Source organism: Desulfofustis glycolicus DSM 9705, from assembly GCF_900130015.1.
GTDB classification, from domain to species: Bacteria; Desulfobacterota; Desulfobulbia; order Desulfobulbales; family Desulfocapsaceae; genus Desulfofustis; species Desulfofustis glycolicus.
This window is the reverse complement of record NZ_FQXS01000014.1, coordinates 19163-36234: the sequence shown is the minus strand read 5'-3', so window position 1 is coordinate 36234 and position 17072 is coordinate 19163. Positions and strand designations below refer to the sequence as shown.

Below are 17072 nucleotides of genomic sequence, written 5' to 3'. Positions count from 1 at the left end.
GTGTCGCCCCCCGCGCGGGGGCGTGGATTGAAACCAGACGGTGCATATTGGCCACTATTGTTCTTTTTACCTCCATCGGTATGTATAATTAATTTTCACGAGAAATAGATTCATAAACTGTTTTTCATAGCTAAAAATCCATTTTCACGTCATGTTGAATTCAAACAATGAAAGTTGAATTCACAAAAGTGGCTATTTACAATCATAATTCACGCCCTGGAATCGTTTTTCATGGCTTTACCAGCCAAGAGGAAGGCTCCTTGCTGGCCGGTTACGCTGCGCTTATCGAAGCGCATGCGCTCAAAGCACCTCTGCCTGACAACCTTTGTATTATCGGGAAAAAGCATAAAAAATACATAGATGGCCGTTGGCATGTGTTTACTCCACGGCATAGGCCGGAAGATGCGCTGTATGGTCATCTTACCTTTGCTCTGAAATATGAGGGCATTGATTTAGCTGTCCTCAATGCCTTGTTCCAAGTGGTTGAAGCGGCAGCCATTGAAGCCATAGTCCGATCTGAACCAACCGGGATCTATAGCCGAAAAATCTGGTTTTTGTGGGAGTGGCTGCGCGATGAGCAGCTGGGCCTTGAAGATGCTACCACCGGGAACTTCGTTCCTCTCATCAACAGCAAATTGCAGTTTGAGGGCAAACACGTTTTATCAAGACGCCATCGCATTCGGAACAATCTGCCAGGCACAAGGAATTTTTGCCCGCTGATAAGAAGGACGGCAAAGCTCGAACGTTTTTTGGACAAAAATCTTTCCGAAACAGCCAGCCAAGCTATCGGCCAAACCCATCCCGATCTTGTAAGCCGGGCAGCCGCCTTCCTCTTGCTTAAAGATTCCAAGGCTTCGTACTCGATTGAAGGAGAAACTCCCCCGCATAGCCGGATTGAGCGATGGGGACGTATTATCGGTGAGGCAGGAAGCCGCAGGCTCAGTATTGAAGAATTAGTGTATTTGCAGAAGCAGGTAATAACAGACAGCCGTTTCTTTGAGCCGGGATTACGCACAGAAGGCGGCTTTGTCGGCGAACATGACCGAGCATCCGGCATGCCCATGCCAGAACATATATCAGCGCGTCCGGATGATCTGGAAACGCTCATGTCTGGGCTCATTGACACCTACCAGCTTCTTCGTGAGGATGATTTTGATGGTGTCCTGATGGCCACGATCATCGCCTTTGGCTTTGTCTTCATTCACCCCTTTGAGGACGGCAATGGCCGAATTCACCGCTACCTGTTTCATCACGTTCTGGCCGAGAAAGGCTTTGTTCCCAAAGGGCTCATATTCCCCGTATCCGCCGTTATTCTGGAACGTATTGCTGAATACCGTAAAACTCTGGAGCATTACTCAAAGCCCAGGCTCGGCTTAATTGAGTGGCGATCAACAGAAAAAAACAATGTTGAAGTGCTCAACGACACGCGTGACCTGTACCGCTTTTTTGATGCGACGAAACAAGCTGAATTCTTCTTCGAGTGTGTTGAGGAAACAGTCTCTCAAACGCTACCGGAAGAGGTTGAATATCTCAGGAAATACGATCTGCTCAACCAATTCATAAAAAACTATATCGATATGCCGGATAGGCTCGTTGACCTCCTCATCCGCTTTTTATCTCAAAATGCAGGAAAGCTCTCAAAGCGTGGCCGGGCAAAAGAGTTTGACACGTTAAAAGACAAGGAAATCCATGCCATCGAGGCAAAATATAGAGAAGTGTTCTGGTAAGGTTTTCAACTACTGGGAAAGTGCCGGGCTTGTGTGGTGTGCTCTGACCGAATATAACGGGCGGGAACGGAGAGATTGGTATGGAAAAGAAAACATGATTCGTTGGTTTGTTTATCCGGGGGTGGTGCTGGCGGCGGGTATGCTCTGGGTGGTCAGCACGCTGACCTGTGCTGCTGCCGCTGAAACGGATGCAATAGGACTTGGACTTGCATCTGCCTGGCAGCAGGTGCTCGCCGAAAATGACGGGCTACAGGCCATGCAGGAGGAAGTTCGGGAAGCCGAGTTTCGCCGGGATGCAGCGGCAGACCTGTACTGGCTCGAGATAGGTTTGTCGGTGGACTATCTCTATGCAGACAGTGATGTCACGCTGTCGCCTTCGCAATTGTTGGGGAGCATGGCCGGTGGTTCCCAGTTGGTACCGTATGTATCATCTATTGCCGCCGCCAGCGGCATGACCGTGGCCCAGCTTGATCGGGCCCTGACCTCACGAATCGCCGATCGGCAGCAGATCTCCTCGAGTATTCGCGGATTCTGGCCCCTGTATACCGGCGGCCGCATCGAGGCAGCGCAGGAAGCTGCCCTAGGCAGAGTGAACGAAGCGGACAAGCGGCTGAAAAACGGCGAGCGGGAGCGATTCGAGACCCTTGTTCGCCATTATTTCGGCGTGGTGCTCGCGAGTACGGTACTTACAACACGCCATGAAACCGAAGAGGGGCTCAGGCGGCACCGGGAGCATGCACTCCTGCTCGAACAGCATGGCCAGATCCCGCACGTGGAGCGCATGCAGTCCGAGGCGGCACTGGATAAAGCGGTGGTGGAGCGGAAAAAAGCGCTGCGCGACCTGGAAATAGCCGAAGCAGCCTTGTCCAAGATGCTCAAGAACGACGGCGCCGTGTCCCCCGAGGACGCCCTGTTTCTCAACGATACCTTGCCGCCGATGCAGGAGTTTCTCGACCTGGCCGTGAACAACCACCCGGGAATCCTGCTGCTGGCTGCGAAACGCGAACAGGCGCAGGCCGCGGAAAAAGCGGAGAAGGGCAGGTATCACCCGACCATCGGGATGTTTGGCAGTTACCAGGTTTACGAGCAGGACGACCTGGCCGCTGACTTATTGCCCGACTGGCTCGTCGGCATCGGTCTTCAGGTGCCGCTCGTGGAGCGATCGGGACGCTCGGGACTGCTCAATGCTGCACGGTCGGCGATCAGGCGCATCGACCTGCTGACGGCGCAGATGAAAAGCGACCTATCGGTGCTCGTGGAGCGGAGCTATCGCCAGGCCGAACAGGCTGCCGAAGAGTACCGGGGACTCCGCTCCAGCCTGGCGCTGGCCGAGGAAACGGTGGCGTTGCGCAGTAAATCGTTCAATCAGGGCATGTCCACCTCGCTCGACGTGGTTGATGCCGAGTTGTTTCTCGCCGGCGTCAAGACGCAGCGTGCTCTGGCACTCTACCAGTATGTGACTGCGCTTGCCGGGCTGTGCGGGACAACCGGCACGCCGGAGCGCTTTTTTTATTACCAGAAAACTCAGAGCAACGAGGTTCGTTGATGCGTGTTGTTCGGACCATTGTCGCCGTGGTGGCGATCGTTTTTGCGGTAAGCTGGCTCGGCTACAGCTTCTGGCGCGCCTATCAGCCGAAACCCGAGCAGTTGCAGGGTCAAATCGAGGCGCAGGAGTACCATATCAGCTCCAAGATAGCCGGGCGAATCGACCGGGTCCTGGTCAAGAAAGGCGATCAGGTCACCCGCGGACAACTCGTTTTCACGATGCTCAGTCCCGAGATCGATGCCCGGATGACGCAGGCAGTGGCGGGCCAGGAAGCAGCCGAGGCCCTGGCCGACGAAGCGCGGAACGGTACCCGGGAACAACAGATCGCAGCGGCGCGCGAAACATGGCAGCAGGCACAGACCGCTGTTGACCTGCTGGAGAAGACCTATGCGCGCATCGACGCCTTGTTCACCGAGGGCGTTGTTGCCGAACAGAAACGCGATGAAGTCTACAGTCAACTGGCAGCAGCGAGGCACGCAGCCGGCGCCGCGCATCAGATGTACCTGCTGGCCCGGGAAGGGGCCCGGCCGGAAGATATCCGGGCCGCTGAAGGAAAAGCGAAAGTGGCTGCCGGGGCCGTCGCCGAGGTGCAGGCCTATGCCAAGGACACCACCATTGCCAGTTGGCATGACGGCGAAGTGACGCAGATCCTGCTGCACGGCGGAGAACTGGCGGCACAGGGGTTCCCGGTGGTATCGATCATGGACACGGATGATGTCTGGGCCGTGTTCCAGATTCGTGAAGACCGGTTGCAGCACTTTGCCAAGGGAACTGAGTTCGAGTGCACAATCCCGGCACTGGGTTCATCACCCTACCGGTTCAGGGTAAGTCATGTGGCGGTCATGGGTGATTTCGCCACCTGGCGGACAACGCGCAGTGATCGGGGCTTCGACATGAGAACCTTTGAGATCGAGGCCCGCCCGGTTCAGCCGGTTGCCGGATTGCGTGCCGGGATGAGCGTGCTGACGACGCTGCCATGAAGCAGTCCCTGGCCCGCCACACCATAGAGCAGTGGCAGGCGCTCTGCCGCGACCCCTGGCTGCTCTCGCTGGTAAGCTGGGTGCCGGTTCTTCTCTTTGTTACCCTCTGGTCGGTGTTTTCCTCGAACTTCGCCCGAAACTTGCCGGTGGGCGTGGTTGATCTCGATCAAAGTCGGTTGTCCCGGTCGCTGATCAGGCACTACGACGCCAGCCCGACCATTCTCCTCGAGCAGCGTTTCGGCGATGTCGCGCGCGGCACAGAGGCCGTGCGTCGTGGCACTGTCTTTGGCCTGATCATTATCCCCAAAGATTTTGAGCGGGATACCGTTTCCGGGCGGTCGCCGACGGTTTCCGCCATGGTCACGGGCCAGTACCTGCTTGTGGGCAGGAACGTCAATTCGGCGTTGAGCCAGGCCCATGCCACCTTTACCGCGGGGGTCGAGACCGTCCGCAACCTGTCGACCATCAGCCCGTTTCCGTCCCAAGCGCTGGCTGCCGCGGTCCCCATTGCCACCCAGGTCACCCCGCTGTTCAACAGCAACACCAATTATGCGCAGTTCCTCGTCTCAGCCATGCTACCGGCGATGTGGCAGATCTTGATGGTCGCGACAACGATCATGGTGCTGGCCGATGGTCGTCGACGAGACCCGCTCTGCTGGCCGGGAGACGAGCCGGGGAAGCGGTTTGCGGGCCTGGTCCTGGCGCTGGTGCCGCTGTTTTTGCTGCACGGCGCCTGGTATCTGAGCTGGCTCTACGTGATCATGGGCTGGCCGATGCACGGCAGCTGGCCGATACTGATTCTCGCTCAGCTGCTGACGGTTATCGGCAGCATCGGTATCGGCGCGCTGTTTTTTCTGTTTACCCTCGATGCGGCCCGAGCCCTGAGCATCGCCGCATTCTATGCCGCCTCCAGCCTGGCCTTCATGGGGGTGACCTTCCCGGTTACCGACATGGTGTTGCCGGCCCGGATATGGAGGAGCCTGGTGCCCATCTGCCATTACATCGAGATTCAGATAGCCCAGGTCGACTATGGCGCCCCGCTGTCCTACCAGGCCGGTCAGCTGCTGTGGCTCGGCGGGTTCTGCATCACCCTGTTGTTCGGTAGTGCCCGTCTCCGCCGGATTGGGGCAGCACGAAAGGAGGCTGACGCATGAGTCTGCGGCAGCTGCTTGCCGGTGAGATCCGCTCGCTGTTCACCGACACCACCGTCATGCTGACCGTCTTTCTCGGTGTCTTTCTCTATTCCTTTCTCTATCCGCTCCCCTACCTGAAACAGCTCCCGCGGGAACAGCAAGTGGTCGTCGTGAACCTGGACGGCTCACAACTGAGCCGGCAGCTCGAGCGAATGGTCGATGCCACGCCGCAGATCCATATCAGCGAACGGATGCACAGCCTTGCTGGCGCCCGGGAGCGGTTTCTGTCGCGAAAGACCGCCGGAATCCTGGTCATTCCTGAGCGGTTTTATCGGGATCTGCGTCTGGGCCTGCGGCCGACGCTGGGTTTCGCCGGTGATGCCAGCATGCTGCTGGTCTACGGAACCGTTCTGGAAGGCATGTCCACCGCCGCGGGAACCCTGGCCGCCCAGGTGGCGGTACAGCAGCTGTTGCTGGAGGGACAACCGCCGCGGCTAGCCCGCGACCAGTTTCGCGGGGCCTGGCTCAATCTGCGCACCGTATTCAATCCGACCATGGGGTATGTGAGCTATGTCATCCCGGCGGTATTTGTCCTCATTCTTCATCAGACCCTGGTGATCGGCGCCGGATTGGTAAGCTGTGCCAAACGGGGAACAACGGTGAGCAGTTCTCCGGGGATGCTGGTTCTCGTCCGCTGCGGCCTGTTCATGGCCATTTATATGGTGCTCTGCCTCTATTATTTCGGATTCTGCTACGATCTCTATGGAATTCCACGGCAGGCAGAGATGTGGATGCTGGCGGCAATCATGCTGCCGTTTCTCGCCGCGGCCTCATTTCTCGGCATGACCCTTGGCCTGGTGCTGCCGCGCAGAGAGCTGGTCACGCTGGTGGTGCTGCTCTCATCGATGCCGCTGATCTTCTCGTCTGGCTTTATCTGGCCGGAGTCGGCGCTTCCTCGGCCGCTTGTCCTGTTGCTGCAGATGATCCCGGCTGTGCCGGCAATCAAGGCCCTGCTGGGCGTCAACCAGCTCGGCGCGGGATATGCCGACATTGTTCCGCAGCTTGCACAGCTCTGGTTGTGTGCCGGATTCTACGGGGCTCTCGCTTGGTATCTGGCAGGAAGACGGCTATCTACACGTTTGTCTTAGTCTTCTCACAACCGGAAAGCGGCAAAACAGACTCTGGAGGGTTGTTATGTAAGCGGCCGCGCGTAACTCATTTTCACGAAATGTCATTTTCAAAACTGCTTTTCACGGTCAAAGAGTGCTTTTCATATCTTTTCCAGCCCAGAGAACCCGCTTACCGAATCCTTACGCAGACCGTTCCCGTCACACGACGAGCCTGGCACTCATGAGAAACCTCCCCATGCGCCCATTCCCGTCACTCTATGGATTGTTTTTAGGTTATTGTGCTGTGCTGTCTTTAGGTTTTTGTGTCATTTTCTAACGCCCCTGGAAGGTTTTCATGGTCGGTCTCTTGACCTGCTTCGATGTCAGACTGGTTATCGGCACCCTGGTGTGGCGTTGCTCACTGAACGGGCAGTACTCGATTCCCCAGGTGATCTCAGCACCCGTGTCCACTCCTTGAACAAAGATGGAAACGGGCGCTCAGTCGATTGCATGTCGCCTTTGATTCATATTGAAGCAGGAAATGACAGGCGTTGGTGCCTGCACGTCTCGTAGTTCACCTTTGAGCACAAAGCTGGTGGAATTGTTTATTTTCGTGGATAACACAGTGATATCGCTATCGACAATTCTGATGCAAACCTCCTCAGCAATACATTTTACCAATTTGACTTATACGAAAAATATATATTAAAGGTTCGCCAATCCTTTTTGCCACTGAGGGCGCATTGGAAGCCATAGATCATGATCTTGTCTCGTAATATCAGGAAGTCGTTTGGGAAACACCAGATACTCAAGGGGATCGATCTGCATATCGGCAAAGGGCGCATTTTCGGGCTTGCCGGGCGGAGCGGCGCCGGGAAATCCACATTTCTTCGATGCATAAACGGCATCGAACCGTACGACGATGGTTCCCTGCAGGTTGCCGGCGTCGAACTGGCCACGTTGCGCGACCGCCAGCTTCGTTCATTTCGCAAATCGATCGGTATGGTATTTCAGCAGTTCTCTCTGCTGGAACGGCTGACAGTGTTTGAAAACGTGGCGCTACCGATGAAATGCTGGAACTACGACAACCGTACGATTCGCACCCGAGTGGACGAACTGCTTGGGCTGGTCGGTCTATCGGCGAAACGTTCCCAGAAACCGTGGGAGCTTTCCGGCGGTCAGAAGCAACGGGTTGCCATTGCCCGAGCGCTCTCACTGACTCCTGAAATCCTTCTGTGTGATGAAGCAACGTCGGCACTCGATCCGAAAACCGCCCAGGAAATATTGCTGTTGCTCAAAGGCATTAACCTGCAGTTGGGGATCACCATCGTCATGGTTACCCATCAGATGTCGGTGCTGACAGGAATCTGTGACGAGATGGCGATCATGGAGGGAGGTCGCGTCGACTGCCAGGGTGCGGTGGAGACGATTTTCCGTCAACAACCAAAGGCGTTGAGAAATCTCCTGGGCTCTAGTCGGGCTTCGGCTGAGTCAAGCGATGTGACGACAACCGTCTTTCTTGTCGACAAATCCGATGTCGTGGCACGAATGGTCTTCGACCTGGATGTGATGCTCCACATCTCTAAGGTCCCGGTGAGTGGTGCTGGCTTGCTGGTAAATGTGCCGGCCGATCGTTTCGATGAAGTGACTAGGTACCTCGATCAACGACAGGTGAACTGGTACCCCGAGGAGGCTCCTGATCCATCGCCGGCCGCTTCCCGCTTCGACAGGGCCGAACCAGAGATGCTCGACCAGTGCATCAATCGGTGACGGATATGACGTTTCCCGAATATGCCGCTTATTGGTGGAAATATTTCGACGGGATCATCGCGCCGTCGATCTGGGCCACGCTGCGCATGTTGTCAGCCTCGATGCTGCTAGCCCTGCTGTTCGGTTTCACCATAGCGGTTCTGCTCATCCTATATGGACCACAGGGCTTGCGGCCCGCCCCGAACCGTTACAAGGTGATCGATTTTTTCGTCAACAGCATCCGCTCGTTTCCCATTATCATCCTGATCGTCGCCATATCTCCGCTCACGAGGATGCTGGTCGGAACCACCATCGGCGAGAAGGCGGCCATTTTTCCGCTGACGGTCGCCGCCACCCCGTTTCTGGCGCGAATCCTCGAGAACAGCATGCGGGCAGTTAATCCGCAATTGATCGAAGCGGCCCGCTCGTTCGGCGCCTCTGATTGGCAGATCATTACCCGGGTCATGGTGAAAGAGGCGCTGCCACTGATCGTCTCGGGAACGACACTGGCCGCCATTACCTTTTTGTCAGCCACCACCCTTGCCGGAGCGGTGGGTGCCGGCGGCATCGGCGCCGTCGCGCTGAATTACGGGTATCAGAGTTTCAACAATACAGTGCTGTACACATCGGTCATCATTTTATTCATCATGGTTCAGCTGCTGCAGTTCACCGGCGACTGGCTCTACAAAAAAATCCTTTAACGGAGGGAATATGCAGGTGTTATCAGTGGTTAGGAAGTGGTTTCTGCTGGCTGCGGCCGGCCTGTGTCTCGTTGGTGTTCAGCAGGCAGGCGCCGCCGTCGACAAAAAGCTGACACTGGGCTGCCTGGCATACTCCGAGCCGATGGTGCAGTGGATCAAGGAAGGGCTCGAACCTCTGGGATACCAGGTCAAGATCATGATGTTTGACGCTAACCAATTGCCCGCAACAGCGCTCAAGGACGGCAACCTCGACGGCATCATCGCCAACCACCGGCCCTGGATTCTGACCTTCAATCGGGAAAACGACTGTCACCTGGAGATGGTGAAACCCTATTATTTCCACTCGTTCTTCGCCATCTATTCGACCAGGCACAAAAACCTCGAAGACATCCCCAACAAGGCTCAGATCGCGGTACCCGGTGACCCGACCAACATGAGCCGAAGCCTGATTATCCTGGAAGAGGCGGGACTGATCACTCTCGGTGAGAAAACGGACATTTTCTACACCGTACTCGATATCAAGGACAACCCGAAGGACATCTCTATCATCGAGACGGAGATCACCCAGACGGCTCGCAGTATTAACGATGTCGATGCGATCATCGCCACCGCCTATTTCGTCAGCGAAGCTGGGGGGATCGATCCGGCCTCCTTCCTGTTTGAAGACCCGCAGAACAAAGATTACGCGCTTGGCCTGATTGTGCGGGATGAAGACCTCGAGGCGGAGTGGGCCAAACTGGCTATGGATACGTTGCACTCGGAACCGTATCGAAAAAAATTCCAGGAGCATTTCAAGGGCAAATACACCCTCTATCCGTAAACCCTTCTCGGGATCAGAGCATATAACATGGACAAAACACTGCTGCTCGACACCATAGACAAGCTTCATTGTGCCCTGGAACTGCGCAGGAAGCCGGTCGGGACAACCTTCCTGTTCGATCAGGAAGGGTTCGAACGCGCCAACGCCAATGCCCTCACCACCCGAATGCCGTACTGTGTAATGGTGAAACGGGCGTCACTGGGCAACAGCATCAAGGCAGTCCTGAAAGACTTTGGCTGCCTCGCCTCGGCGCGGGCCTTGGGTATCGTCGAGCCGGACGACTTTTTCATGTCCGGCAGGCATTACAATCGTCTGGGCCTGTATCGAGACTTGAGTGTTTCAAAGAGCGTTCGCCGTAATATGACACTCTGCCAGCACCGGGCCCACGGCGTCATGGTCAAACCGCTTGCTGAGCACCACACCGAACCCGATGTGGTGCTGCTGATCTGCACGCCGTACCAGGCGATGCGGATCGTTCAGGGATATACCTATCAATTCGGTTACTATGACGGTTTCAAGATGTGCGGGAATCAGGCCATCTGCTCCGAATGTACCGCCTACCCCTTTGAAACAAATAACATCAACATCTCGATGATGTGCGCCGGGACCCGGTTCATGGCCGGCTGGCGGGAAGACGAACTGGCAGTGGGCTTGCCGTTCAATCGTTTTCTGCCTCTGGTTCAAGGACTTTGGGAAACGCTGAACCCAACCGAACCTGATCGGAACAAAAAACAGATCCAGTCACGTCTCGAAAAAAGTGAGGTAAACAGTCTCGATATCGAGTTCGGGAAAAATTATTATTCCGGCCTGTACCGAACACAGAAAGAAAAGGTAGTTCCCCGATAGGAAGCAGCCTCACCCCGTGCGGTACGTCACGCTTTCCCAGCTACTGCATTTTTATGGTCCTCATCTGCGGCAATGGTTGGGTTTTCACGGCCGGCTTTTTGATCTGCGTCGGTATTGAACTGGTGGTGTCCTCGGGTTGGGCGGGTTCAATGGCCTGAGTTTGGTGGGTTGGCGCGGTCAGAACCGGCTTCACCCTGTTTGCGGGTCGGACCAGCTGTTTGACGGGAGGGGTGCCGACCTGGAATTCGCGCCATTGGCCCCACGGCTGGTGCTGGTTGTCTAGTCGGATCCTGACCCGGTACTCGCCGTCTCCTTTGGTCAGGAGGTGAGCGGTCTGGTGCAGCGCGGTCCGGCTTTCGCTTTGTTTCAGGCTGGTTGGCGGTATTCTGGTGAAGCGTTGCTCACCGAACGGGCGATACTCGATTTCCCATAGGATTTCAGCATCCGTGTTCAGCCCCTGTATAACCAGGGGAACGGATGCGCCGGCCCGCAGTTTCTGTCCCTGCAGCGGCCTTGTGATCATTGGCGTGGCGTGAGACAGACCTGAGCCTTTGGCGGAGAGGTGCTGCCGGACCAGGCTCTTCTCGGGACCGACGGGGGTGATCTTTTCAGTCAGGGATTCCGGGGTTGGCCGGATATTCGTCGCGGCCTTATTCGGGCTCATCAGCTTGAGTGATACACTTTCCTGCATTTGATGGACCGCCAGATTGCCAGTGGTAGCTATGGGCTGCAGCTGGCTGTGCAGGGACGTGAGTTCTATCCGGCGCCAATCAGTCCACTGTCCCTGAAACGACTCGCCTCCTGTTCCCGTGGCAGAACTCATGGCAAGTCGGGCGCGAAACCGATAGATGGCCGGATCGGCCAATTCATAGGAGAACAGGAGCAGATCGCCGAAGACTCTCGTGGTCACCGGCTCTGTGCACGGGGCGAAGGCGATGGCGCTGCCGGCCACCTTGTCGGCCCGCTGCAACTCGACCTCAACCAGATTCTCGACAGCCGCTCCGGATACCCCGCTGAACAGCGAGCCGTAGGTGGTGAACGGAATGGCGAAATGGACCGTTGCGGGAGCCGCGATTTTTTGCGCCTCCTGCGGGGCGGTGATGGTCAGCTTCGGGGCAACGATCTGGGTAACCAGTTCGGTGATCGGCGACTGGTTGGCCAGGTACTGCTGGCCACCGTCGTCCTGGCGTTCAACCCAGGCCTTGATGAGGAGTTCGGCCACATCGCCGTTGGCCAACGCCCCGAGATATCCCGGCAGTTCAGTGGCAAAAAAGCCGTCGTCAGCAGCACCACCATCGGTAACGGGCAGCATGGTATAGAGTGTCGATCCCTTGGCCCGTACACCGAGCTGATAGCGAAGTCTCATCCCCTGCTGAAATCTGATCTGCAGCGGGATTGACTCATCGGCGCTATAGGTGTGGTTCTCCCGCGGCAATAGGAATTCCGGCGCGACCAGCGAACTGGCAGCCGGTATCGTGATGGTCTCCAGCGTATCGGCAGCGGGGGGCTGGCCGAGAATCGACGCCTGCACCTTGATCGTCACCGGATCGCTCCACCAGGGCGCGGCATCCGTGTCCAGCTGGGCCCGGATCGTCCACTCGCCTTCCTTGATCGGGTGCAGGGTTGCCGTCATGATCCCATTGTTTGTCTGTTTGTTGGTGATGATACTCGTTGCAACCTGCTGGAGCGCGTGCTGGGCATCAGGCCGCCATTCGATCTTGAAACGCAGGTCTTGGTCCGGGTTATGCTGGATGCGCAGGGGGATATCGACCGGAAAGCCGAAGCCGGCACCTTGCCCGGGAGCCAGGATGGACGGCGCTGCTCGCAGACCATAGTACTCCTGCTGGAGGGACTGTCGAATGGCGGCAGGCAGAATCGCGGCGCCTTTCGGATTGGGCGGCCCGGTGACGATACCGCCGCATTCGGGATACTGGTTGTCCACGTGGTGACTGTAACAGTCCATGCCGGTGAGCCAGGGGTCCTGCAGACATTTTGCCGTTACCTGATAGTGGTACGTCTGGTCGTTTTTCTTCACCCCGTCATGATAATAGCGCACGTGATTGGTGACATACTCGTTCGCCACCTCGGTATCGCCGTGCCACATGCCGGCATAGGTGATATCGAACTTCTCGTATTCATCGCCGCCGTAGGAATGGGTACAGGAACGGGTGACGGTATACGAGCTTCCCTGGCCGGAAAACGAGTGGACAGCCAGCTGCGCCGGTCCGCAGGTATAAGCAAAGAGCAGTGCCGGCCTTCCGGCAACGGCGAACACGACGCCGCACAGGATCGTGGTGATGAGGGTTCTCATGGTCTCGCGCTCCTTTGAGCTGCAGGTGAGGTGAGGGATCAGCCGATTCTGTACGTGAGTACCGGTTAGCTTCCTCATGGTTCAACACGATGTGACAATAGTCTACACGATGCGTGTCTCCTGTCGCCACAACGGGAACGTTGCCCTGACAAATTTTCTCTGGGAGGTTCCTGTTTTTATACGGTGATCTGCTGCGGCAGAGTATGATGCAGCAGAGCTGAGATCAGTTTCGTGAATCGAGAAAAGAAAATCAGCAACATATCACTGTCGCAAGAGGTGCAAACGGGCCATGACACGAACGGATGAACCGATCCTGGTTTTAGGGGCCACCGGCTATGTCGGCGGCCGACTGGTGCCGCTGTTGTTGGAACGGGGCTGGCGGGTGCGCGCGGTGGGACGGTCGGACCGCAAAATCGCCGCGCGGTCCTGGGGCAGTCACCCGAATCTCGAAATCGTCGCGGCCGATGCGCTCGATACTGCCGCCCTAACCACGGCCATGCAGGGCTGCCGGATCGCTTTTTACCTGATCCATTCGATCCGGCCCGGAGAAGAGGATTTTGCCACCCTGGATCGCCGCATCGCCTATTCCACTGTCCGCGCGGCCCGACAGGCCGGGGTTGAGTGGATTATCCATTTTACCGGGCTGGGTAATCCGGCGCATCTTTCGGCGCAATTACGGGCCCGGTACGAGGTCGGCGAGATCCTCGGCCTGGGCGGCGCCGGGGTGACCCAGCTCCGTGCCTCGCTGGTCCTCGGTGCTGGCGGCGCGTCCTTTGAGATGATTCGCGCCTTCTGCGGCTACCTGCGCGTCATGTTCGCGCCGCGCTGGATGGATGCCCGGTGTCAACCGATCGCCATCACCAACGTGATTCAATATCTGGCCGGCTGCCTTGATCATCCGGAAACGACGGGAGAAGTATACGAAATCGGCGGACCCGACGTGCTGACCTGGCGAGAGCTGTTTCGTCTCTTCGCCGAGGAGGCCGGTCTGCCGCGTCGCCTCGTTCTCGTTGTGCCGTTGCGCATCCATCGCATTTCCATCTGGTGGATGAACCTGGTTACCCCGGTCTCCGTCGCCCTGATTCGCCCGCTCGTCGAGCGGATGCGTAACGAGGTGCTCTGCCATGACAACCGCATTCGCGAGATCATGCCCCAGTACCTGCTGACCTGCCGGGAAGCCCTGGTGGCCGCACTGCAGGAAGTGTATCGCCAGCAGGTGGTGTCGAGCTGTTACGATGCCGGCTCCACCCAGCTGCCGGGCTGGGCCGACGGTTCGACGCAATCGGAAACCCCGGTATACCGCGACATCTTTTCCATCAACCTGGCCGGCAGCCCGGAGCTTGCCTGGGACGTGGTCAAGCGGATCGGCGGCGACAACGGCTGGTACTTCGGCACCTTCCTCTGGCAGCTGCGCGGTCTGGTCGACGAGTTACTCGGCGGACCGGGCCTGTCCCGCGGGCGGCGCCATGTTGATACGATCTCCCTGGGGGATCACCTCGACTTCTGGCGGGTGGTCGGGGTCGAGGAACCGCACAGCCTTCTCCTCAAGGCGGAGATGCTGGCTCCCGGCGAAGCCTATCTGGAATTCAGAATCGAGGCACGGCCCGACGGCTCCACCGACCTGCGCATGATTCCCAGTTTCCTGCCGCGCGGGCTCTGGGGCAAGCTCTACTGGTCGCTCATTGCGCCGTCCCACGTCCTGCTGTTCCGCTCAATGCTGCAGCAAATGGCACGGGCCGCCAAGGTTCGCATCATCAGTGGGCCGTCCCGGATTGCAGCACGTTGAGATCGGTTAACGAAAGCAACGTTAACCCTCGTATTGCAGGGCAATGCTGCTCTCCGGAAAATATGGTATTGTTCCTCTTATCCGGGCGGAAATAACGTAACCGGACTCCCGCTGATCTTTTTCCCCGGCTTGTGCAGCACCCTTTCCTGCGCCGCTACTTTGCGCCTGCACGTCTTCGCGTGCCGTCGTGGCAAGCACGGAAACGGCCTGATACACTTGGTGCTGCACGCGCCGTTCACCATCCTGGAGGCCACCATGAACGAGTCCCATCCCCCTTGGGAAGAATTGCGCGACCTGATCGAGACGGGCGATACCGCAGCCCTTACCGGCTACCTTGATTCACTCAGCTCGCAGGAGACCGCCAGAGCCATCTCGAGGATGACCGAGGACGAGCGACTCAATCTGTTCAAGATCCTCAGCCCCAAGGATGCCGCCGAGATCATCGAAGACATTCCCGAGAAACAGGCCGCCGAGCTGGTGGAAGAGATGCCGTCAGCACAGGCGGCACTCATCATGGAGGAGTTGGACAGCGACTACCTGGTTGATGTGCTCTCGGAGATGGAACACGAGGCCAGTCAGGCGATCCTCGCCCGGATGGATCGGGAGGATGCCGCCGAGGCGCGAATGATGCTCGAGTACCCGCCGGACTGTGCCGGCGGCCTGATGATCTCCGAATTCCTGGCGTTCAGGGGCGAGCAAACGGTACAGGACGTGCTTGACGACCTGCAGCACAACCGCGACGAGTATGCCGATTACCACGTGCAGTATTTCTACGTGGTCGACGACGACGGCGTACTGGTCGGCGTTCTGCGCATTCACGATCTGCTGTTTCCCAAACGCAGCACCAAGCTCACCGATATCATGATCCCTTCACCACTGGCGGTAAACGACCGGGCAACGGTCAGGGAGCTTGACGAATTCTTCGAGGAGCACAAGCTTTTCGGGGCGCCCGTCGTCGACGAAGCCAAGCGTATCGTCGGCGTGGTGCTGCCGGCGGCCGTCGAGGAAGCCCTGAGCAACCAGAAGACCCGCACCTTCCTGCGCCTCTCCGGTATCATCGGCGGTGAGGAGTTCCGCACCATGCCGCTGTGGTCCCGATCCGGACGCAGGCTCTCCTGGCTGAGCATCAACATCGTGCTCAACATTATCGCCGCAAGCGTCATCGCCCTGTACCAGGACACACTGGCCGCCGTCATCACGCTGGCGGTGTTCCTGCCGATGGTCAGCGACATGAGCGGCTGCTCAGGAAACCAGGCGGTGGCAGTCTCCATGCGGGAACTCTCGCTTGGTCTGGTGCGGCCGGGTGAGATTATCTGGGTGCTGCTCAAGGAAATGCGGGTGGGATTGATAAACGGGCTGGTTCTCGGCACCCTGCTGGGACTCATCGCCTTTGCCTGGCAAGGCAACCCCTGGCTGGGACTGGTAGTCGGCGGGGCGCTCGGGGCAAATACCCTGGTGTCGGTATTGCTCGGCGGCATGCTGCCGCTGCTGCTCAAGCGACTGCGGCTCGACCCGGCACTCGTTTCAAGCCCGCTATTGACGACGGTAACGGATATGTGCGGCTTTTTCTTCGTGCTCAGCTTCGCCGCCGCCGTGCTCCCCAAATTGAATGCTGTCGGTTAGCCCTCGCAGGTTGACCGACTGGCGGTGCCGGCGTGGCTCCATTACCACAGTGAGCCCTGATGTTTTTTTGAACCAGAATGTCTGTTCAGGGACCAGATATGCAGCTGATGATTTGGGCTGAAAATCGGGACAATCCCCTTTAAAAAAGGGACAGCCCCAGTTTCAGCGTTTTTTTGTCGCTTACCCGGCCAGTGCCTTGATAACGGCCGGCAGGAAGACCGGCAGGTCGTCAGGGGTACGACTGGTCACGAGGTTATCGTCCACCACCACCGCTTCATCAACCCAGTGGGCACCGGCGTTGACCAGGTCGTCCTTGATTGCGAAAAACGAGGTGACCTTCCGGTCTTTGACTACCCCGGCGGAGCAGAGCATCCAGCCGGCATGGCAGATCGCCGCCACCATCTTGCCGCTGGTAACCGCATCCGCCACCAGATTGACCATCGCCGGATGGCGGCGCATCATGTCCGGAGCGTAGCCGCCGGGGATGACCACCCCGTCAAAATCGGCCGCGGATACCTTGTCGGCAGCCACATCCGCCTTTACGTCCGTTGCCGGTTTGCCAGTAAACTGGTCTTTGCGGCCCGAACCGACCACCACCACCTCGGCTCCCGCTTCAAGCAACCGATAGTACGGGTACCAGAACTCGTAGATGTTGAACATGTCTTCGACCAGAATCGCTACTTTCTTTCCTTTCAGTTCCATACGATCCTCCCTTTTGCTGGGTATCTTGCTGGTTATCAT

The 17072-nt window shown here is 57.6% G+C and carries 13 protein-coding genes; 11 read left to right on the top strand and 2 right to left on the bottom strand.

Annotated elements, in window-relative coordinates:
• Nucleotides 1-167: 167 nt before the first annotated feature.
• The 9 genes from BUC26_RS12125 (at nt 168) to BUC26_RS12085 (ending at nt 10611) form a co-directional block, all read left to right on the top strand.
• A complete protein-coding gene (locus BUC26_RS12125; protein ID WP_073376383.1) occupies nt 168-1727 on the top strand; it encodes a Fic family protein in 1560 nt (519 codons plus the stop codon).
• A gap of 94 nt (nt 1728-1821) precedes the next feature.
• Nucleotides 1822-3273, top strand: a complete 1452-nt coding sequence (locus tag BUC26_RS12120) for a TolC family protein (RefSeq protein ID WP_161949847.1) — start codon at nt 1822-1824, stop codon at nt 3271-3273.
• A complete protein-coding gene (locus BUC26_RS12115; protein WP_073376381.1) occupies nt 3273-4253 on the top strand; it encodes an HlyD family secretion protein in 981 nt (326 codons plus the stop codon). Before BUC26_RS12120 ends, BUC26_RS12115 begins: the two co-directional genes overlap by 1 nt.
• Nucleotides 4250-5407, top strand: coding sequence for an ABC transporter permease (locus tag BUC26_RS12110; RefSeq protein WP_073376380.1), 1158 nt, complete (start codon nt 4250-4252; stop codon nt 5405-5407). Before BUC26_RS12115 ends, BUC26_RS12110 begins: the two co-directional genes overlap by 4 nt.
• Complete coding sequence (locus BUC26_RS12105) at nt 5404-6534, top strand: ABC transporter permease (protein WP_073376378.1); 1131 nt, start codon at nt 5404-5406, stop codon at nt 6532-6534. The genes BUC26_RS12110 and BUC26_RS12105 overlap by 4 nt, the downstream gene beginning before the upstream one ends.
• 720 nt (nt 6535-7254) lie before the next feature.
• Complete coding sequence (locus BUC26_RS12100; RefSeq protein WP_073376377.1) at nt 7255-8265, top strand: methionine ABC transporter ATP-binding protein; 1011 nt, start codon at nt 7255-7257, stop codon at nt 8263-8265.
• Nucleotides 8266-8270: 5 nt separating this feature from the next.
• Nucleotides 8271-8945: a methionine ABC transporter permease gene (locus tag BUC26_RS12095; protein WP_073376375.1), complete on the top strand. Its 675-nt coding sequence runs from the start codon at nt 8271-8273 to the stop codon at nt 8943-8945.
• A 10-nt stretch (nt 8946-8955) separates the two neighbouring features.
• Complete coding sequence (locus BUC26_RS12090; protein WP_073376374.1) at nt 8956-9765, top strand: MetQ/NlpA family ABC transporter substrate-binding protein; 810 nt, start codon at nt 8956-8958, stop codon at nt 9763-9765.
• Nucleotides 9766-9792: 27 nt separating this feature from the next.
• On the top strand, nt 9793-10611 hold the full coding sequence (locus BUC26_RS12085) for a DUF169 domain-containing protein (RefSeq protein ID WP_073376372.1): 819 nt from the start codon (nt 9793-9795) through the stop codon (nt 10609-10611).
• Between the two features lie 40 nt (nt 10612-10651).
• Here BUC26_RS12085 and BUC26_RS12080 read toward each other — a convergent pair whose 3' ends face one another.
• On the bottom strand, nt 10652-12922 hold the full coding sequence (locus BUC26_RS12080; protein ID WP_073376371.1) for a hypothetical protein: 2271 nt from the start codon (nt 12920-12922) through the stop codon (nt 10652-10654).
• A 289-nt stretch (nt 12923-13211) separates the two neighbouring features.
• On the opposite strand from BUC26_RS12080, the gene BUC26_RS12075 reads away from it, so the two are divergent.
• Both BUC26_RS12075 and mgtE read left to right on the top strand, forming a co-directional pair.
• A complete protein-coding gene (locus BUC26_RS12075; protein WP_073376369.1) occupies nt 13212-14708 on the top strand; it encodes an SDR family oxidoreductase in 1497 nt (498 codons plus the stop codon).
• Between the two features lie 255 nt (nt 14709-14963).
• Nucleotides 14964-16331: a magnesium transporter gene (mgtE, locus tag BUC26_RS12065; RefSeq protein WP_073376500.1), complete on the top strand. Its 1368-nt coding sequence runs from the start codon at nt 14964-14966 to the stop codon at nt 16329-16331.
• A gap of 180 nt (nt 16332-16511) precedes the next feature.
• Here mgtE and BUC26_RS12060 read toward each other — a convergent pair whose 3' ends face one another.
• Nucleotides 16512-17033, bottom strand: coding sequence for a type 1 glutamine amidotransferase domain-containing protein (locus tag BUC26_RS12060; RefSeq protein WP_073376367.1), 522 nt, complete (start codon nt 17031-17033; stop codon nt 16512-16514).
• Nucleotides 17034-17072: the final 39 nt, after the last annotated feature.